The organism is Vibrio tapetis subsp. quintayensis (assembly GCF_030409945.1).
Classification (GTDB): Bacteria; Pseudomonadota; Gammaproteobacteria; order Enterobacterales; family Vibrionaceae; genus Vibrio; species Vibrio quintayensis.
This window is the reverse complement of sequence record NZ_JAUFQV010000012.1, coordinates 1-20,503: the sequence shown is the minus strand read 5'-3', so window position 1 is coordinate 20,503 and position 20,503 is coordinate 1. Positions and strand designations below refer to the sequence as shown.

The following is a 20,503-nucleotide window of genomic DNA, read 5'->3' as shown; positions in this document are numbered from 1 at the left end:
TTTAAGGTAAGCCGGACACTATGCGCCGCAGTTTAGGCAGTCTTCATCTTCTACGTTCACCGTCATTTTGACCGCGTTAGTCGAAGGTTTAGTCCGTAGGTAATACATCCCTGTCTTCAAGCCCGATTTCCAAGCATAGAAATGCATGGCGTTAATTTGAGCGAAGGTCGGTGAGGCCAACCAGAGGTTCAAACTTTGGGACTGACAAACGTACGGCCCTCTGTCTGCCGACATTTCAATGATGTCTTTTTGCGAAATCTCCCACACGGAACGGTAGACCTCTTTCATCTCATCGGGGATGCTCGCAAGATCTTGAACTGAGCCATTATTGGCAATGATGCTGTCGCGGATCTCTGGCGTCCAAAGCCCTTTGGCCTCTAACGCCGACACCAGATGTTTGTTAATGAGAATGAACTCACCAGAAAGTGTTTGTCGCTTATAGATGTTGTTCGTTTGCGCCTCAAACGCTTCTGTATTACCCAATATCTGCGCAGTAGACGCAGTTGGCATTTGCGCTATTAGCAATGAATTCCTTAAACCGTGAGTCACTACTTGCTGCTTGAGCGCTTTCCAATCCCAACGCTCCGACGGTGTGGTGTCCCACATATCAAACTGAAAAACACCTTGGCTTGCCGGGCTACCATCAAAACTGCTGTAAGCACCTAATTGCTCTGCCCTTTCACTCGATGCTTGTAAGGCGGCGTGATACATGGTTTCGGCAATATCACGATTCAACGCTTTGGCACTGTCGCTGGTATAAGGCAAATTGAGCATGAAGAACACATCCGCTAAGCCTTGAATACCCAAACCCACTGGCCTGTGAGCGTGATTTGCCGCTTCAATTTTATCGGTTGGATGATAGTTAACCTCAATCACCCGATCTAAGTTCTTAATGGCAACTTTGGTGACGCGATGCAGTTCTTCAAAATTAAACGCGCCGCGCCGAACAAATTTAGGCAACGCTATCGACGCCAGATTACAGGCCGCGGTCTCTTTGCCACTGGATACTTCCATGATCTCCGCGCACAAGTTACTGGACTTAATGGTGCCAATGTTCTGCTGGTTAGATTTGGTATTACATGCGTCTTTGTAGAGCATGTAAGGCGTGCCAGTTTCAGCCTGAGACTCAATGATTTGAGTCATCAACTGGCGCGCCTTAATCGTTTTAATGCCCAAGCCTTGTTGTTCGTATTGTTGGTAAAGTTCCACAAACTCTTTACCATAAACGTCCGACAAACCTTTGGCATTATGTTCGCTAAAGAGTGTCCATTCACCGTCTTGCTCAACCCTTTCCATAAACAAGTCAGGCACCCAAAGTGACAAGAACAGATCACGCGCTCGAAACTCTTCTTTACCGTGATTCTTTCTTAAGTCCAAAAACGATTCGATGTCTGCATGCCAAGGTTCAAGATAAATCGCAAAAGAGCCCTTTCGCTTGCCGCCACCTTGGTCGACATACCGTGCGGTCTCGTTAAACACTTTTAGCATTGGAATAATGCCATTCGAGATACCATTGGTGCCCAAAATTGGCGCACCTGATGCGCGAATATTATGAATGTGTAAGCCAATGCCACCCGCAGACTTGGAGATCAAAGCGCAGTCCTTGAGTGTATCGTAGATACCTGAAATGGAGTCTTCTTGCATACCCAGTAAGAAACAGGAAGAAAGCTGCTGCATTTTAAGGCCAGCATTAAAAAGAGTTGGGGTAGCATGAGTATAAAAACCAAGGCTTAACATATCGTATAGCTGCTTGATCTCACCAATATCATCGCCTGCGACCGCGATGGCGACTCTCAAATACATGTCTTGAGGCCGTTCGACAATCACACCATCGATTTTCAGTAAGTAGGAACGCTCAAGAGTTTTGAATCCAAAGTAATCAAAATCATAATCTCTTTGATAGTCAATAAGGTCGGTTAGGATCTCACCATACTTACGCACTTGCGCCGTGTATTCAGCGGAAAGCAAGCCAATGGCTGAAAGCCGCTCCGTTGCATGCAAGAAACCCGACGTTTCTTTTTGCAACGAACTGACCAACACTCTTGCCGCCAACTTTGAGTAATCAGGATGCTCCGCTGCGAGGCTTGCAGCCGTCTCTGACAGGAACACATCAATTTGTGTCACCTTAATGCCATCATACAGACCCGATACCACCTTCTGAGCAACCGAAATCGGTTCTACCTTCAATCCATCGGCCATGGCTTCTGCGCGTCTTGTGACTTTATCAAGGCTTGCTTTCTCTACTCGACCATCTCTTTTTATAACGTCCATAATCTATATCTTGTGCCAGTTCTTGGTTAATACACCATATGTTGAGCCATTAGATCTAATTGATAATAGTTATCATTACAAGTTAATTTACATTATAATCACGATAAAAATATATTGTTAGACGATAAACCAGTCGCCGATACACTGGTCAATACAAACCTACAAGCGACCCAAAAAACAGGGTATAGGCCTTTTAATCTCCCCCCTATTCAAGCTGTAAAAAACAGACTAAGGCTGAGTTAGAAATCGAATAACTGAGTGAATGCATTCTCTCTTTCAACCTCTAACCCTTTTAGGCTTTTCGAGCTTGGTTTTGGTGACTGATTTTGGTAACTGGGTTTGGTGAATGGTTACCTAGTGGCCTTGCACTTAAAAAACGATAGTTTTTGCCTATCGAATCTATTCAAAGAACCCATTATCTCTTATCAACCATGCGCATTATTCTAGGGTTAGTTGATTTAAGCCTAAAAACGCAAACGGACTCAGATTTATGAATGAAAAAGCCTTAATCGTAGAAGGGGGAGCAATGCGAGGCATATTTGCCAGCGGTGTGCTCGATGCCTTTATGGAAGAGAATTACCTCCCCTATGACTTTGCTATTGGTGTGTCTGCGGGAGCGTCGAATTTGGTTGGCTACTTATCTCAAGCGCCTAAGCGTAGCCACCAAGTCATCACTTCTATGGCAACGGATAAAACATTCTTTAATCCGACTCGGTTTGCGAAAGGCGGAAATTTAGTCGACGTGAAATGGTTATGGGAGGAGTCTAACCGACGCTACCCCATCGCTTGTGATGTGCTATTTAACAGCATTCCGATGTACGCGGCTTTAACCAACATTGAAACAGGTCACGCCGACTACTATCAAATCAAACCCGGTAATCTATCGAATATTATCGAAGCGACCACAGCGCTTCCTATCGCGTATCGGGAACCCCCGTGTTTCTCTGGTGGGTGTTATACAGACGGTGGCGTGGCCGATTCGATCCCAGTAAGAGAAGCTTATCGTCGTGGGGCGCGAGACATTACCGTCATTCTCTCTCACCCTCTGAGCTATCAAATGAAACCGGCAAAGCACCCTTGGCTTCTAAAGCGTGTGTTATCAAAGTACCCAAATATCGCCGAATCGATGCTAGTAAGAGCCAGCAACTATAATCAATCATTAGACTTCATTCGTCATCCTCCTAAGGACGCGACGATACGAGTCATCGCTCCACCGGAGAATTTTGGCGTTAAGCGCTTGACGATGAGTCGCCCGATCTTAGATCAAGGCTATCAAATGGGGCTCACTGCAGGCCGTGAACATTTGGATATCCAAAACGGCAAGTACGGACTCCATGAAGAAAACTGTCATTTTTGTTTTTAAAGCAATAACTCGCTGTATATAAAGTAGAAAATCACATTCACTTACATATTTAATGGTTATGTAAAGCAATGTAAATCACCTTGTTCTCTGTTGAACAAACCACGTAATAATAGAGCAATAATTAAACACTGGGTTTCGTGCCTGCAAGATGAAGTCTGACTAACTTGTCCAAAGGTACAACAATGCCCCCTACACTAAGGATTGAGTATGAGTAAGAAATTAACCACCGCAGCAGGCTGCCCTGTTGCCCATAACCAAAATGTACAAACGGCAGGAAAAAGAGGCCCCCAATTACTACAAGATGTTTGGTTTCTTGAAAAACTTGCCCATTTTGATAGAGAAGTGATCCCAGAGCGCCGTATGCACGCAAAAGGGTCTGGAGCGTATGGCACATTCACCGTCACTCATGACATAACCCAATACACCAAAGCAAAAATCTTCTCAGAAATTGGCAAGAAAACCGATCTATTTACTCGCTTTACCACCGTAGCAGGTGAACGAGGAGCGGCGGATGCTGAACGCGATATTCGCGGCTTTGCGATGAAATTTTATACAGAAGAAGGCAACTGGGACTTAGTCGGCAACAACACGCCTGTGTTCTTTTTACGAGACCCGCTAAAATTCCCTGACTTGAACCATGCGGTTAAGCGCGACCCTCGCACCAATATGCGTAGCGCCAAGAACAACTGGGATTTTTGGACTTCACTTCCAGAAGCTCTGCACCAAATCACCATCGTCATGAGCGATCGAGGCATCCCTGCGACTTACCGCCATATGCATGGGTTTGGCAGCCACACGTTTAGTTTAATCAACAGCGATAACGAACGCTTTTGGGTCAAATTTCATTTCAAATCTCAGCAAGGCATTCGAAACCTTTCAGATGCAGAAGCCGAAACGTTAATAGGCAAAGATCGTGAAAGCCATCATCGTGATCTTCTAGAAAGCATTGATAACCAAGACTTCCCTAAGTGGACCATGCAAATTCAGGTGATGCCTGAAGATGACGCTTCAAAAGTCTCATACAACCCGTTTGATCTGACTAAAATCTGGCCGCACGAGGATTACCCATTAATTGAAGTGGGTGAACTTGAGCTTAACCGCAACCCTGAGAATTTCTTTGCTGAGGTGGAGCAGTCGGCCTTTAACCCGGCTAGTGTGGTTCCGGGGATCAGCTTCTCGCCAGATAAGATGTTACAAGGTCGCTTATTCTCATATGGTGACGCACAGCGTTATCGCTTAGGTGTTAACCATCATAGTATTCCTGTGAATGCACCGCGATGCCCTGTTCACAGCTACCATCGTGACGGCGCAATGCGAGTAGACGGCAATCATGGTGGAACCTTAGGCTACGAGCCAAACGATCAAGGTGAATGGGCAGAGCAACCAGACTTCTCTGAGCCGCCTTTAAGTTTAGACGGCGCTGCCGCGCACTGGGATCACCGTGAAGACGACGATTACTTCACCCAGCCGGGCAATTTGTTCCGCTTGATGACCGCAGAAAAACAAGCCATCTTGTTTGACAACACCGCCAGAAACCTAAATGGCGTACCAAAAGAAATTCAGCTTCGTCACCTAAGGCACTGCTACAAAGCAGACCCAGCCTACGGAGAAGGCATTGGCAAACTGCTCAATATTGATGTGAGTGAGTACCGCTCTTAATCCTTGGCTTTAAATAACAAATGGCGACCGACACGGCCGCCATTTTTTTGGTTTCTTTTCAAATCACCTCTTGACCTAAACCTATGTTGAGGTTTTATCCTAGGTTGTAACGCTCATTACAACCCATTGAAAGGAAGATATTTTGTCTAAGATCGCCATTATATACTTTACCCAAACAGACATCACAGGCCAGATCGCGAGCGCGATTGCGGCTGGCATTGAAAAACAAGGACAATTCGATATTTTGTCACATCGAATTCAAGGCCACGAAATTATTGAGGGTCGATTCATCAATTCAAACCTAATGAGCGAACTCACAAAGTGCGATGCCATCATTTTTGGTTCTCCGACTTATATGGGCAGTGTGGCGGCGCAATTCAAAGCGTTTGCTGACGCCAGTAGCGACTCATGGTGCGAGCAAGCATGGGCTGATAAAGTAGCAGCAGGCTTTACTAGTGGCGGCGCACTCAACGGAGATCAGTCAAGCACACTTCAATACATGCAAACATTAGCTAACCAACACGGTATGATTTGGTTAGGTTTGGATAAAATTACAGGCTCAGGCGAACAGGGGATCAATCGTCTCGGCACACAAGTTGGTGTGGTTTCACAAGGATTTGGCGGAAAAGTTCACGTTCAAGACTTAGCGACCGCGGAATATCTAGGCAAACGCGTGGCTAAACTTGTCGCTCAGCTCGGCCACTGCGCTCATAATAATAGTTAAACACCTATAACAGGCACTTACGCATGCCTGTTATAGGTCACTGTCCGCCGAAACTTCTTCGTGCAGCCATTGACTAAAGGCTTGAATCCGGTCTCTTCTTGGAGAGCTCGGGTCAAGGCACAAGTTAACCTGCACTCCGGGTGTCAGACCGATATCAAATGGTTTAACGAGAAGTCCCCTATCAATGAGGTCTCCAGCCAAACTGTCGGTGGCTAAGCACACACCATGCCCCGCCATCACCGTATTTAGCCCCATATCAAACGTGCCGACTTCCACCCATTGAATTGAGCTCGCTTCCATGGAAACATTCGCTTGATGAAACCACGACTCCCAAGGGAAACAACCACTATCAAAGTAAATGAGCCAGCATTTTAATAAATCTTTCGGGCTACTGAATTTAATGGACTCAGCAAGGTTTGGTGAGCAGTAAGGATAAACAGGCTCATTGATCAGCACCTCATGAGTCAGCCCATCTTCTAAGCACAGATCCTCTCCTTGTACTATCGCGATATCAATCTCCCCACGTTTTAAATTGGGCACATCGCACCTGGTGATCACTTTGATTGGAATCTCAGGATGCCTCACTGTGAATTTCCATAACCTAGGTAAGAGCCAACGTGAAGCAAATGACGGTGGGCTTCCAACAACCAACACGCCCTCCAAAGGTTCGGATTTTATTTGATTTAAGCCACTTAAAATGGTGCTAAAGCCACGAGACACATGAGTGAGCAGTGTTTGCCCTTTATGAGTCAAGGCCATTTCTCGTCCTTTACGAATAAACAATTTGCATGCCAATTGCTCTTCAAGTTGTCTTATTTGTTGACTCACTGCTGCTTGGCTGACAAAAAGCTCTTCTGCCGCTTTGCTGTAGCTGCTTAACCGCGCGGCCGCTTCAAAGTACCGTAAGCTTGGTAGATGTCGTAATCGATTATCCATAACCTCTACTTATACTTGATGTTAGTAATCGTTGTTGGCTTATTAACCATCGTCTTTTCATAATAATGACAAATGAAAAAGGAAAACGAAAGGTTAAATGATGGAATATGCATTGAAATTTAGAAAAATAGCCACACTAACTTTCATTAAAGATTTGTTTAATAAGAATAAAACAAATAAAACCACACCAAACCTAAAATACTTAGACGAGTCGCTAAGTAAACACATGCAAAAAGATTTGGGAATAGAGATTGAGCACGTAAGCAACCGAGAACACACCAAACACCTATAATTTGAAATTATAGTTACCCCCACATTACGTGAGCGATTTAAATGGAAAATCAATAATTGACAGCCAATGGGCGATTTGATCTATAGTGACACTGTAGAAAATTAACCCACGTCAAAATACTAAGCTTTTCAGTACAGTCCATTAACAATCGCTATCACTGCAGATTCTGACTTTTAGATTATCCTGCCAATTTGAACATCAATGAATACCGAAGGAGCCGTAAATGACCGACAACCTACGAGAACAATGTAACTTAATTCTTTCTGGCCACCACGCACCAACACCATCGGACCTATTCACGGCGATGGCGGAATGGTGTAGTAAAAACAAGGTTCAACACGATGTCTACGGTGAAGGCGAACTCATCCAGAGTTTTGAGAATAAAGTAGCGAAACTCTTGGGTTACGAAGCCGGTTTGTTTGTCATGACAGGGACACTCACTCAAGTCACAGTCCTTGACCTAGTCTGCAGAAACAAAGGCAACAAACTTGTCGGAATGCATGAAACTAGCCATATCATTCGTCACGAAAGTCAGAACTACCAACTGCAGCAACGTTTTCATGTTTCTACTTTGGGTAATCGGTATCGTCCATGGAAGGTGAATGACCTAATATCGACCCCTGATGAACTGTCTGCTGTGTTATATGAACTGCCTATGCGAGAAATTGGCGGCCAACTATTGAGCTGGCAAGAACTCCAAGAAATAAAGTCTCACTGTAATCAAAACAACATACATCTGCATATGGATGGGGCTAGGCTTTGGGAAACGGCGGCATTTTATAACAAGACGTATGATGAGATTGCGGCGGGTTTTGATACTGCTTATGTGTCCCTTTATAAAGGGCTAGGTGGCCTTGGCGGCTCACTTTTACTAGGCGATAAATCTTTTATTGAATTGGCGAGTAAATGGATGAAGCGACAAGGAGGCAATGTCTATCATAGAACGCCATATATCGTCTCCGCAGCAATGCAATTTGACCAACGCTTGGAGCAAATGCCGAGCCTTTTCGAACGCACAAAACAGCTATATTCTTTAATTGCTCAGTACCCACGGTTCAGTTTGAATCCAGTACAGCCGCAAGCCAATATGCTGCACCTTATTTTGCCATTCGATTACGAAACAGCCATTCAAATTCGTGACGAACTCGCACAAGAACAGAAAATTTGGCTGGGTAACCCTCAAGTAACCGGGAACCCGAATCAATCGCTCATTGAATGGTATGTTGGCGATACCCTGCTTAATCTCGACGATACACGTTTGATAGAACTCTTGGATTGGTTAAACAGAAAATCTGTCCGTCTCAGCCAGGTTTAGTTTCAAAAAAACGAGTCCCAATATTCAACCCAAGCCAATAGGTGGGGAGCAAACATTTAGAATGCGCCCCCTTGAATCATCATGCTTCTGAGTACAACCAATCAAGGCCTTTTAGCCAAGCCACGCCGCTATTCGCTCTTTCAAACTGGCGTTTTTGCTCCAAATCCAAGCTATCCCGTCTTCGAGCTCATTCACCGTCATATTTTTAGGCTGGTACACAGGGTGGCTGCCATCGTATTTTGACCAGTCGGTCGTCAGAATACGCCCCTCTTGCTCAAGTTGATTAAACGTCTCTGACCCAGGGAAAGGGATCATATAATGCGGGATCACCTTATCTACCTTAATCTCTTTAACAAACTCTTGGGTTTGCTCAAATATTGACGCGTCATGCTCATCAAAACCGAATAAAAAGTCTCCCCACACTTCTATGCCATGGCGCTTTATTTCAGCAATGTGTTCCTTCATTTTAGATGGTTTTACAAACCCTTTCTTCTGCGCCTTCAATGCTTCCACTGATGGAGTTTCTATGCCTAAAAGGACAGCTTTAAACCCAGCCTTGGCCGCCACTTGCAGTAACTCTTTATCACGGGCAATCAAAACGGTCGTTTCACCATAAAAGCTCATGTTAAGCGGCTCGATCGCTTTAAACAGTGCAATCGCATACTCTCGCTCATGAGTGAGGTTGTCAGAATGCAGCTCTACCCACTCTACACCCAGTGTCTTTAAATGCTCTAACTCGCTAACGATATGAGCAATGGGCCGTTGCTGAAACTTATTAAAGAACCTTGGTACCAAACAAAAATTACACTTAAACGGGCAACCTCTTGTCACCACCACCGACCAAACATAATCGTAAACCGATGGTTCAATGATGTCTGTTGGATATGGATTAAGTACGCTTAAATCCACCGGCTCTGAACTTTCGTATTTTGGCTTTAACGAACCGAGCTCTGCATCCCCAAGCAGCTGCACCCAGTAGTTTTCAACTTCCCCAATGATAATACTATCGGCATGCAGCGCGGCTTCTTTCGGGTTGAAGTGAGTATGCAGGCCTCCCAATATCACGGCTTTGCCTTGCTTCTTGTAAGCTGATGCCAGTTCATAGGCTCGGTACGCGTCTGGGGTCGACATAAAAATCACCATGACGTCAGCATCGCTCTTCAAGTTAGCTTGATGGCCAATGGTTTCGTCAACCATATCAAGCGTATACCATTTGGGTGTTGCGGCTGCCGCTGCAAATATATTTTGTGGCGGTCCACCAGTAGAGGCTTTGTATTTAGAGTAATCACTACCTGCGGATGCTTTAATTAAATAGATCTTCATTGCTTTCACCTAACTATAAAGAATAGAAAAAATCGTAGATTCTATGGTCCACGTAGAAATACAAAGCCCCCATCAAAAACCAGCTAATGATAATGACAGTGAACAAAATGGGATTCTTGCTTCGCTCTACTCGCTCCACAAAAAAGGCTTCTTTACTGCGTAAATTCTCCCAGCCCCAGAACCAGCAGAAAACACCCCAAATAAAAAACCAATTGAATTTAAGAGCGACAAAGGCCAGAAATAGGGCAAGCAGCGTTTTCCACTTGAGAGGGTTGTAGCGCTTGTCCATAGCCCTAACTTCTCCAACTGTTGCCAAGTAGCAGAGAAATAGCGACAGAAGCGCCCAGTGCGATAAGAATATTGGCGAGCGAAAATCCCCAGATTGCGATGCAAACAGCAACGGTGACAACACTCCAAAGTAACGTTTCTAGAATCCAAGTGCCCATGTAATGACTCCTCTTTGTTAACTTGGAGTCATTGTAAATTGGCAATGGTTAACTTTTGGTTACCCTTGTTTACGAGGAATTTAAAGCGAAGATTGAGTGAGAAAATCTACCTTGGCAAAATACTGGTTTTGCTCAGATTGATGCGAAAATTGCCAATTCTGATGCTGGCACAAACGTTCAATAAGAATTAACCCGATACCAAATGAAACCTCAGAACGACTTTGGCCGATAGCATCCGGACCTAACGCAGCTTGATCTAAACCATCTTGGCCGGATTCATCTAACGCATTGGATATACTTATGCTATGTGGCGAAACACGTATCTCAACGTCACCTTGGGAAGCATGTTGAAGCGTATTACGAACCAAATTAGTAATGATAATTTCAACCAACACAGCAGGCATTGGGTTTGAAAGACTCTCTCCCTCAGCGATTAACTCGACATTAAGATCTTTTTCATCGGACAGATAACGATGTTGACCCAGCGCTTCTTCCACAACCTCCTTGATATCAACGTCACTCATCTCAACATTCAGCTGTTGGTTGCGGCTCATCCAAAGCAAGGAGGTTATCAAGTTTTGCATGGTCACTACGGAGCGGTTAATCCTTTTAACAGCCCGTAAGCCACTCTTAGGTATCGCATCCGATAGCCTAGTGAGCATCTCACTACTGGCCGAGATGATCGAAACTGGGGTTCTTAATTCATGACTCGCAGCGCGTAGAAAAAACTCTTCTCGTTCAATGGATTGTTGTTGAGACTGAACGCTATCCACCAGCTGGCTCGCAAGTTGTTGCACCTCGGTGTAGCGAAAATTTTGCAACTTGTTCGCCTCATTAAGATCCAGTGTTTGAGACCATTTTGACAGTTGAAGAATGGGTTTGGTCAGTCGATGGATCAGCAACCGAATGAGAGTAAAGATAAGTAGAAGTACCAACCCAATCATCAAAAATGCAGAATTGGCTTGGCTGATGGATTCTGGTGGGCTTTGTTCAAATAACTCGTAATACAGAGCCTCATCATATTGCGAGACAACGTACAGATACCCTTGCTTACTCGCAACGTACTGATAGGCAGCGTAATAATACTTGCCGAACCTCCCATCTTTGCCCGCAACGTACTGATCGTAGATCACACCTGGCTCAAAGCTACTCCAATCAAATTGCGTAAGATAAACCTGCGGCACTTTCTTTAAGTCGTCAAACACTTGGAAAGACTCACTATGAGAGGGTTTGAGTTCTCCATTGGCAAGGTAGTGCTTTTCGGCCAGCTTTATCTCATATAAAAAACTGTATTTGGCCGATTCATTAAGCCCTACTTCATAACTCTGATTAATCATTAAGGCATAAACAGCCGTCAGACCAAGCAGTAAGCCAAACAGGTAAATATAAATATCTCGCTTAATGCTAACCCGCTTCATTTATTGCCCCTCTCTGATGACAATGCCGACTCCGTGAACGGTGTGAATGAGCTTAGTGTCAAAAGAGGCATCAACCGCTTGTCGTAACTTGAATAGGTGGACCTTTAAGCTATCAGCACTAGGAAGTGCGTCACCCCACACTTCATCTTCTAACTTTGTTTTACTCACAACGTTCGGGCTGTTTTGCATTAGGCACACCAGCATTTTCCAACATACAGGCGGCATTTTGAGTGACTGCCCTGATCGCATGGCTTGGTGCCTATCCAAATCTAGCGTCAAGTCGCCGATACTCAAACGCGTCACGACGCCTTTCGCTCGCCTTGATAAGGCTAATAGGCGAACTTTGAGCTCCTCCATCGCAAACGGTTTGACCAAGTAATCGTCCGAACCCGCCGCAAAACCCGTTAACTTGTCATTTAGGGTATCTCTGGCAGTCAGCATGAGGATAGGCGTAGTGACCCCTTTATCTCGCAACGACTGACAAACATCAATGCCATCCATCTTCGGCATATTAAGATCGGTCAAGATGATGTCATAGTGATTGCTCAACGCTAGGTCGCGGCCAGCGAGCCCGTTGTAAGCAAAGTCAAATTCGAAGCCATCCAGCTCCATATAATCACTGATGGCCTCCGCAAGATCTTTGTCGTCTTCGATAAGTAGGACGCTAATGCTCATTCGTTGCTATTTCCTTTTCTGTTTTTGTTGCCACGCCCAAATCGGAGGCTTAACGAGTAATCGCAGTCGATAAGCCCAGTTTGGTGCATGCCAAATTTGTTGCCCTAGTTTCACGTAACCATCGAAATACACTTTAAATGGATTGACCGAATTAATCCGTGGGTAAACACCATATTTTACCTTTTCGTCTTCTCGCACAAAGGTGCCAAACATCCTATCCCAAATGATCAGTATGCCAGCGTAGTTCTTATCCAAATATCGCTTATTGGTGGCATGATGCACTCTGTGATGTGACGGGGTATTAAACACCGCCTCAATCGGCCGTGGAAACTTCTTTACCATCTCGGTATGCAATAGGGTTTGGTACAGTTGAACCAATGTCTCGCACATCAAAACAACAAATGGGTTAAAGCCCATCAAGATCAAAGGCAAGTGAAAGAAGAACGGGAAAAACCAATCAAGTGGGCCAAAACGATAAGCGACCGAGATGTTAAAGTAAGGCGAACTGTGGTGAACGGAGTGGGTCCCCCACGCTAGGCCGTTACTGTGAAGAAACCGGTGCTCCCAATAGTAAGCGAGGTCAGCTAAGATCAAGCAGCCGAGTACTGTCCAGCCCGTTATTGGTAGCTGAGTTAAGCTAAAATGTTCATAGGAGTAGGTAAATACCCCAACATACATCAGACCAACTAAAAAAAGCGTGACCAGCAAAAAGCACAGCGTGACCAAGTTTGTAAGGCTGTCGCCGATGAGGTTCCAATTCAGCTGCTTCTTAAACGCATAGCGAATTAGCTCAATCAAAAATATCGCCGCCGCTACCAACATAAAATACTCATCTACCCATGCTTCAGTGAAGATGATAGACATTTCAGATAGCGTTTGAGACATAAAATCCATAATTTACCTCCTATGCATCATTACTTATAGTGAACCACTAGCTGGCTAGATTCTTCTTGCCCTAATGCGTTGAGGTAATGCGTTTCTATTATCGCTTCCACGGGTTTTCGAAAATTAATGCCCTCCCATGCGCTGGCTATTTCTGCCTTACCATGCTTGCCACGAGCCAATAACGGCTGCCCCTGTTCGCTGGAGATAAGTTCAATATAGCCATCTTTCTGAATGCTCGCCTCGACAGGGAAACCAATGGTCACCGTTGCGTGACTAAAGTCTTTATTGATGCTCTGATAGATAACGATCAAGCGGTCAAGAGTGTCAGGCAAGTCTTTTTGTTGAATGATCTTATCTTCAAACTCTAGCCAAAGCCCTGCCACCGCATCTAAAGAGATGGATTGGCTTACGACGCTGCGGATATACGTTTTGCTTTTATTCTGTGCCTGTTTCGTAACCTGAAGTTTAGCCGACGTTTTCTCTGCATTTTTTGACACCTCTGTATCTGATGAATTTTCGGCCATTACGGGTTGCATCAATACCGCTCCCCAAATAGCGCCTGCGATGATCATGGTGGTTAGTAGCGATGTAAATAGTTTCATCTCTTCTCCTATGTCACTTAATTATTGTCGTTATCAGGAGAAGTGTAAGAGTAGAAGGGTAACTAAAAGGTTATCAATATGGTGGGAGAGCGAATTCAGACCAAATAAAAGGCCTGACTTCGATAGTGCATCGAATTCAGGCCTTACAAGCCGCTGAACGGAATTGTTCATACTTAACATTCATTTCACTGACCGTTTAAGGCCTTTGAAATCAATCGAAATGGTAGCTTTCAGGGATAACCACAACCCCACTTTCAGAAATATGAAAACGCTGTGCATCTACCATTGGGTTGAAGCCAATTCTCGTATTGGGTGGGATCACCACGTGTTTATCCACGATGCAGTTTTGAAGCTGGGTGTTCTCCCCTACCTGAACGCCGTCAAATAGAATTGAATCGGCGATGGTTACCCCGTCATTAATTCTCACATTTGCAGATAGAATGGAATGGTGAACCGACCCTCCGGAGTTGACGACTCCATTAGCAATGATCGAGTTAATAAAAATCCCCTCATTTCCGGTATCTGAAGACACGGTTCGTGCAGGTGGATATTGGTGCTCATAGGTTCTTACTGGCCAATTTGGCTGATAAAGATCAATGGGCGGAACAGGTTCGAGCAGATCCATGTTTGCTTGATAAAATGAATCGATAGTCCCTACATCTCGCCAATAGGTATCCCGGCTAACACGGCCTTGTGTGTCGCCAAATTGGTACGCGTAGACAGACTGTTTATCGATGAGCTTTGGAATGATGTCTTTGCCGAAATCATGGCTAGACAAGTCATTACTCGCATCGAGTTCCAAACTTTCAACCAGCGTGTCCATCGAGAATATGTAGATCCCCATTGACGCTAAGCTTTGGGTTTCGTCGTTCGGTGTTGCCGGCGGGTTTTCTGGCTTTTCTTCGAACGCTACGATTTTTCGCTCGCTATCGATGCCAACGCAGCCAAAAGCGCTCGCTTCTTGAATCGGCACTTCCATACAAGCGATGGTGAGATCCGCCCCTGTTTTTTTATGCTGAGCCAGCATCGGCTCATAGTCCATCCGGTAGATATGATCGCCGGACAACACAACGACATATTCGGCTTCACTTCGGTCAAGTAACCATAAGTTTTGGTAGATAGCATCTGCCGTGCCTTCATACCAATTTTCACCTTTACGCATTTGTGGTGGCACAGCGGTAATGTATTCGCCAAGCTCAGGATTGAAGATAGACCAGCCATCCCTAAGATGTTTTTGTAGCGAATGGGACTTATACTGAGTAAGCACCAGTACACGCCTCAAACCCGAGTGGAGGCAGTTAGACAAAGTAAAATCAAGGATACGGTACTTCCCGCCAAATGGTACGGCTGGCTTCGCTCGATTATCGGTAAGCGGAGATAGGCGGGAACCCATACCTCCAGCAAGTATTATCGTGAGTGCATCTTGCATGGTCATCATCCTTGATTTTGATTATATGTTTAAGGGGGTACTCAAACCTGTAGCTACTTATACCTGTATCAAGAATTAGACCATTTTGTAATGCATTGATTTTTATATCTTTTAGTCAAATTAAATTAATTCCTGCACTAAATTTGGGAGCATATGCCTACATCAGGGCACCAAAACAGTGCATTTTCGTGAGTTATACTGATGACTCATTGTCAAATATGAACCCGTCGCACAATTTATATCGGGTTAGATTGCTGTAAATGATGATATTCGTTAGTGTGCGGAAAAATCACCTGCTGTATAAGGTTGCTGAGTTGTTTTCTATATTAAAGCGTTATGGCTACAAATTGAGTATCTGCTTCGCTAGCCTCTCACTGCTCATGGCATGTGGCGGAGGAGATGATAGTGGTTCAGAACAGGGTGATATTCCTGAGCCAGCTTCCCTGACACAAGCTCAGCGTTATGACCTTCTCTATCGGTCCACATTTGGTCCGAAGCCGGACTCTTATCAAGAATTGGCAAGCTTAGGCTACGTCGCTTGGCTAGATAAACAGTTTTCTATCGCACCAAGTTTGCACTCAACACGCCTGAAAACGTACCCACTGGCAGAAGGCAGAGACAGCTACAACCAAGCGGATCGCGTGGCCGTTTGGTGGGATGTCAGCCTAAATGCGCCGGATCAATTACGACAGCGTGTCGCGTTTGCATTGAGTGAAATTTTCGTGATTTCACGGTATGGCGCGAGCTTGGGAGGACGCCCACTAGAGATGACCGACTACTACGACATGCTCATCACCCATGCTTTTGGCAATTATCGTGATCTAATTGAATCAGTGACGCTTCATGCCGCAATGGGTGATTACTTGTCAATGATGGCTAATCAAAAGGCTGACCCAAAGAATAATCGCTACCCTGATGAAAACTATGCACGTGAAGTCATGCAGTTGTTTAGCATCGGGCTTTATGAATTAAACTCCGATGGTACGGCGAAACTCGATGCTCAAAATCAACGGATCCCAACTTACTCGCAAGATGACATAGAAAACCTTGCTCGTGTCTTTACCGGTTGGCATATCGCTGAGAAAACTAAACCATCGTGGGGTTCTAAAGATGGGAATTGGTTCTTGCCAATGGTCGCTTACCCTGAGCGTCATGATGATAAAGAAAAGGTGGTGATGGGAAAAGTATTTGCACAAGGGCAAACTGCCGAGCAAGATATGGCCCAGGCAATGGATATGTTGCTTAATCACCCGAATACCGCTCCGCTGATCAGTAAACACCTGATACAAAGATTGGTGACGTCGAACCCTTCTCCAGCTTATGTTTCCCGAACTAGTGCACTATTCGCCGATAATGGTGAAGGAGTAAGAGGGGATCTTAAAGCAGTAATCCGCGGAATTCTAACAGACAGCGAGGCACTTAGTGGCGGTGATCGTTCGCCTGTTAAGATGAAAGAACCTTTAATAGCGATGACCAATTTTTTCCGCGCATTTGAGGCTAAATCCGCCGATCCTTCGGGCCGCTTTCATAACTCCATCGACACGTTTCGATCCTATGGGCAATCTCCACTTGGTTCGCCAAGTGTGTTCAATTTTTTCTCTCCAGATTACGCCCCAAATGGAGAGATAGCTGCCGTAAATGATGTTGCGCCCGAGTTTGAGATACTGAGCTGGAATAATTTCATTCTCACCAACAATCAGCTTTGGGCTGCAACGAGTAGAACGAATTACGAGGGAGAAGATAATCCAAATCGCATTGTCATCAATACAGCGCCTTTAGAAGCGATCGCCAATGATCACGACGCATTGATCATTGAAATTGAGAGACGCTTGCTTTCTCAAAGGATGAGTAATCCTCTGAGAGCGATCGTATTGGAGTCATTAGAAAGTCATCGAGATACTCAGCAAAGTTTAAAGGTCCGCAATGCAATTTATATTGTCGTAACAAGCCAAGAGTTTCATATTGAGGAATTGACCCAATGATTTCACGTCGTCAACTATTAGCGGCTATGGCCTCAACACCGGTGGTATCAGTGATGGGCACCGGCTCTGCACATGCCCTGCCAAATAACGATTATAAAGCGCTGGTTTGTGTGTTTTTGTTTGGCGGGAATGATGGCTTTAACATGTTGATACCCAACAATAATGCACGCTATGATGAATACGCTACGGCGCGTCCAGACATCGCTATCCCCCAAGCGTCATTACTGCCTTTATCGTTGAATTCAGGGGCAGATCTGACATTGGGTTTACACCCATCAATGGTGGAAGTTCAAAGTCTTTTTAATAGCGGCAAAATGGTCGCTATTGCAAACAGCGGTGTATTAATTGAACCTTCAACGAAGGCAGGGTTACAGGATGGAACGCACGCGATGCCGCCATTCTTGTTCTCTCACAATTCACAACAAACTGAATGGCAACGCGGTTGGTCTGGCAGTAGCACAACGTTAGGTTGGGCCGGGCGATTAATGGATGTACTGAGTAGCGATGCTAACGCCATTAGCCCAACGTTTAGCCTCAATGGATATGCCCAGTTACTAAATGGTAGCGACTATACTGCTAATCTTATTAATGCATCATCACTCCCTAAAATGAATGCCATCAACAACACTCAGCGCCGAAAGAGCTTTGATCAGGTGATAAACTTATCCCCTTTGGCCGCGTTTGGACGAGAGTTCGATCGTGTAAAGAGTGATTCAATTTCCATACGAGATACACTTGCAACGGCAATTGATTCTATCCCGGAAGAAGGTCATTTTCCTGATATATCTTTAAGTCATCAGCTACATACAGTCGCGCGATTGATTAAGTCGAGCGATCAGTTAGGCCACCAAAGGCAAGTTTATTTTGTCGGCTTAGGCGGTTTTGATACACACGCCAATCAATTGGATAAGCATGCGGAATTAATGAGCGCGTTGAGTCAGTCGCTTGCGGCGTTCAATCAGTCAATGGAAGCATCAGGCCTGGGTGATAACGTTACAACCATGACCATGTCTGACTTTGGTAGACGCTTAGCGAGCAATGGCACCGGAACTGATCATGGCTGGGCAAGTAATCACCTAATAATGGGCGGTGCGTTAAACAGTGGGCAGTTATATGGACAGTGGCCATCGTTAATCCTTGATGGCGACAATGATTTTAATAAAGGGCGAATGATTCCGACGACTTCCGTAGAGCAAATAGGTGCGACAGTCGCAAAATGGATGGGAGTAAAGAGTGGAAGTGCAATGAATTATATCTTTCCAAACTTAGCTAATTTCTCGGTTCAAGATTTAGGGTTCTTAAAATAATTGAGACTAAATGTTCATCAGAACCGCGAACTTACTTACAAGACTTTTCTTTTGGCTTTAAACAGACACACACCAAATAGTATGGAGATCTGATACTATAAAATGCGTAAGGTTCATTCGCTTTTAAATCTCCCCCTCCTCCAGTGTTTGTTGCATTGTAATTCAGCGCAATTTCAACAGCGGTTCGAAACCATTGCAGTCAATTTCAGTTGATGGCTTTCCTAAGTGGGAGCCAAGAGAAATTAGGGGGTTCCTTGTGATCATGAGCCAGTCAAGTAATACGAAGTGGGTACATTCACTGATTTGAAGTAATTTATAACTCATTTTTGCCCCGAGATGAGTTAGCCATTATCTGAGAACCCATTCTTTAATATTTGTTTTGACCTATTTTTGCTATAGATAATCTTATGAATTAGCTAAAAAACAGACTCGTCCCATTCGCTATTAAAAAGAGAAAAAAAAACGAATAATTCATTCTTTCTACAAGTTGTGGCCTACTTTCAGTATTATTGGCAGTATGCGCATTATCTGACTGATTATTTTAATAAAGGTGCTAGTGCCACCTACAGAAAGCATGGTAAGAGGGGGGGGAACCATGTTTAATCAAGGACTTACACCTATTAACTAGCTATTGTAAACCAGAGGAAATATGAAGAATTATACTAAGAATCAACACTATTTATCGCAGGCAGAGCAGCGGTTGAATGCTATGAATCCCTCTGCGGGAAAAAAGAAGCAAAAGATATATGGTTTTGAAGTAGATGGCGATGACAAGTTGGGACTTCCTAAACTGTTGAAGATTGAGTCGACTTTATCCGCTCTTGATCTGTACAGCTTCAGTATTTTGGAGGATAAAGCGCGTCTTAACTTTGAATCTGAATTTGGACGCTATGAATCGGAGATTGAGAGTTGGGTTACCAGTCTGATTTCAAAAGTAGAAAATGGTTCCTCTGATATCGCTGAAGAGGTTCAACGTATTTTTGTGCTGAAATTTTTAAATACATTACGAAATCCGTTCACTATAAAAGAAACCCTTCAAATTTTCAGCCAGTTTTCAAACTATTACCCTACCGATGTTGAACTGAAAGAAATCTATTCAAAGATCGATACTGAAGTTAAACCACATATGGGGGCTGTATGTGAACGTTATGAAATCGCAGAAAGCGAGTATTTAACATGGTTGAAAATTCTGTATTTACTGCTATATGTCCGAGATAACGAAGGAGTTAATTTACTTGAGTCTGTAGTGAAGAGTTTCTATGAAAATCCTATTCATCATATACAAGTATTTGTGTGCACATATTCTAGAGGCCAACCAGTTCTATTATCTGATAGAGGGTTTAACAAGTTTGACTCGTCGGAAAGTTGCATTAATTATGAGTTCAATTTGGACTATAAATCACATATAGCTTTTGCTTTTACCGATGTGACAACTGCTCTCTCGGAGCATCCACTGCATAATAACGAGCGGATTATTGAAATGTTTAAATCAATGCCTCAAAAAATAAACTTAAGACTCGAAGTCGACAATGAAGAACTTTTATCTGCTTACAATCAAAGAACAGTTGCTCAGACTTCAAAAATGGTATTCAGTAAGTTCAATACTAAGCCTCAACTGGGCTAAGTATTAAGGTGTTGAATCCCGAATGTAAATACGCCCGAAGCCACCTTATTAAATAGATTTGAAGGACACACTGCATTGAGGTTTTTCTCAAGGCAAGCAACTTTGATATATCCGAGGTAAATTGACAACTGCTAATTTAGCAAGAGTGCTGACTCTTTTATGTCCAGAGACTTCTCAGCGAGTGCGTAACTCGCCTGTGATCACCGAGCGATTCTGTCGTACCTTAATTACCAAGCGACTTTGTCATTGCAA

Annotated in this window: 17 protein-coding genes; 7 read left to right on the top strand and 10 right to left on the bottom strand. The window is 44.2% G+C overall.

What is annotated here, in order from left to right:
- Nucleotides 1-18: 18 nt before the first annotated feature.
- Entirely contained in the window at nt 19-2,271 is a 2,253-nt protein-coding gene (locus QWZ04_RS04980; RefSeq protein ID WP_290325572.1) for a ribonucleoside-diphosphate reductase subunit alpha, read from the bottom strand.
- A 490-nt stretch (nt 2,272-2,761) separates the two neighbouring features.
- Here QWZ04_RS04980 and QWZ04_RS04975 point away from each other — a divergent pair, with 490 nt between their 5' ends.
- The 3 genes from QWZ04_RS04975 (at nt 2,762) to QWZ04_RS04965 (ending at nt 6,017) form a co-directional block, all read left to right on the top strand.
- Nucleotides 2,762-3,634: a patatin-like phospholipase family protein gene (locus tag QWZ04_RS04975; protein ID WP_290325569.1), complete on the top strand. Its 873-nt coding sequence runs from the start codon at nt 2,762-2,764 to the stop codon at nt 3,632-3,634.
- Between the two features lie 207 nt (nt 3,635-3,841).
- Nucleotides 3,842-5,293 carry a catalase KatE2 gene (katE2, locus tag QWZ04_RS04970; protein WP_290325567.1) on the top strand — a complete coding sequence of 484 codons (1,452 nt, stop codon included), beginning with the start codon at nt 3,842-3,844 and terminating at the stop codon, nt 5,291-5,293.
- 142 nt (nt 5,294-5,435) lie between these two features.
- A complete protein-coding gene (locus QWZ04_RS04965; RefSeq protein WP_290325565.1) occupies nt 5,436-6,017 on the top strand; it encodes a flavodoxin family protein in 582 nt (193 codons plus the stop codon).
- 30 nt (nt 6,018-6,047) lie between these two features.
- Here the strand turns inward: QWZ04_RS04965 and QWZ04_RS04960 are convergent, their stop codons facing one another.
- Nucleotides 6,048-6,953 carry a LysR substrate-binding domain-containing protein gene (locus QWZ04_RS04960; RefSeq protein WP_290325562.1) on the bottom strand — a complete coding sequence of 302 codons (906 nt, stop codon included), beginning with the start codon at nt 6,951-6,953 and terminating at the stop codon, nt 6,048-6,050.
- Nucleotides 6,954-7,468: 515 nt separating this feature from the next.
- Between QWZ04_RS04960 and QWZ04_RS04955 the strand changes: the two genes are divergently transcribed.
- Nucleotides 7,469-8,560: a threonine aldolase family protein gene (locus QWZ04_RS04955; protein ID WP_290325560.1), complete on the top strand. Its 1,092-nt coding sequence runs from the start codon at nt 7,469-7,471 to the stop codon at nt 8,558-8,560.
- 111 nt (nt 8,561-8,671) lie between these two features.
- Here the strand turns inward: QWZ04_RS04955 and QWZ04_RS04950 are convergent, their stop codons facing one another.
- The 8 genes from QWZ04_RS04950 to glgC all read right to left on the bottom strand — a co-directional run bounded on the left by QWZ04_RS04950 (nt 8,672) and on the right by glgC (nt 15,338).
- On the bottom strand, nt 8,672-9,883 hold the full coding sequence (locus QWZ04_RS04950) for a B12-binding domain-containing radical SAM protein (protein ID WP_290325558.1): 1,212 nt from the start codon (nt 9,881-9,883) through the stop codon (nt 8,672-8,674).
- A 13-nt stretch (nt 9,884-9,896) separates the two neighbouring features.
- Nucleotides 9,897-10,172 carry a hypothetical protein gene (locus tag QWZ04_RS04945; protein ID WP_290325555.1) on the bottom strand — a complete coding sequence of 92 codons (276 nt, stop codon included), beginning with the start codon at nt 10,170-10,172 and terminating at the stop codon, nt 9,897-9,899.
- 4 nt (nt 10,173-10,176) lie between these two features.
- Nucleotides 10,177-10,329, bottom strand: coding sequence for a hypothetical protein (locus QWZ04_RS04940; protein WP_172443102.1), 153 nt, complete (start codon nt 10,327-10,329; stop codon nt 10,177-10,179).
- 80 nt (nt 10,330-10,409) lie between these two features.
- Nucleotides 10,410-11,747: a sensor histidine kinase gene (locus QWZ04_RS04935; RefSeq protein ID WP_290325551.1), complete on the bottom strand. Its 1,338-nt coding sequence runs from the start codon at nt 11,745-11,747 to the stop codon at nt 10,410-10,412.
- Complete coding sequence (locus tag QWZ04_RS04930; protein ID WP_290325549.1) at nt 11,748-12,422, bottom strand: response regulator transcription factor; 675 nt, start codon at nt 12,420-12,422, stop codon at nt 11,748-11,750.
- 6 nt (nt 12,423-12,428) lie between these two features.
- Nucleotides 12,429-13,316, bottom strand: a complete 888-nt coding sequence (locus QWZ04_RS04925) for a sterol desaturase family protein (protein WP_290325547.1) — start codon at nt 13,314-13,316, stop codon at nt 12,429-12,431.
- Nucleotides 13,317-13,336: 20 nt separating this feature from the next.
- Entirely contained in the window at nt 13,337-13,909 is a 573-nt protein-coding gene (locus QWZ04_RS04920) for a hypothetical protein (protein WP_290325545.1), read from the bottom strand.
- 211 nt (nt 13,910-14,120) lie between these two features.
- Nucleotides 14,121-15,338, bottom strand: a complete 1,218-nt coding sequence (gene glgC, locus QWZ04_RS04915) for a glucose-1-phosphate adenylyltransferase (RefSeq protein WP_290325542.1) — start codon at nt 15,336-15,338, stop codon at nt 14,121-14,123.
- Between the two features lie 260 nt (nt 15,339-15,598).
- Here glgC and QWZ04_RS04910 point away from each other — a divergent pair, with 260 nt between their 5' ends.
- The 3 genes from QWZ04_RS04910 to QWZ04_RS04900 all read left to right on the top strand — a co-directional run bounded on the left by QWZ04_RS04910 (nt 15,599) and on the right by QWZ04_RS04900 (nt 20,251).
- Entirely contained in the window at nt 15,599-17,320 is a 1,722-nt protein-coding gene (locus QWZ04_RS04910) for a DUF1800 domain-containing protein (RefSeq protein ID WP_290325541.1), read from the top strand.
- The gene (locus QWZ04_RS04905; RefSeq protein ID WP_290325539.1) at nt 17,317-18,627 is read left to right on the top strand and encodes a DUF1501 domain-containing protein; all 1,311 of its coding nucleotides are present in this window, start codon (nt 17,317-17,319) and stop codon (nt 18,625-18,627) included. Before QWZ04_RS04910 ends, QWZ04_RS04905 begins: the two co-directional genes overlap by 4 nt.
- Before the next feature lie 649 nt (nt 18,628-19,276).
- Nucleotides 19,277-20,251: a hypothetical protein gene (locus QWZ04_RS04900; protein WP_290325536.1), complete on the top strand. Its 975-nt coding sequence runs from the start codon at nt 19,277-19,279 to the stop codon at nt 20,249-20,251.
- Nucleotides 20,252-20,503: the final 252 nt, after the last annotated feature.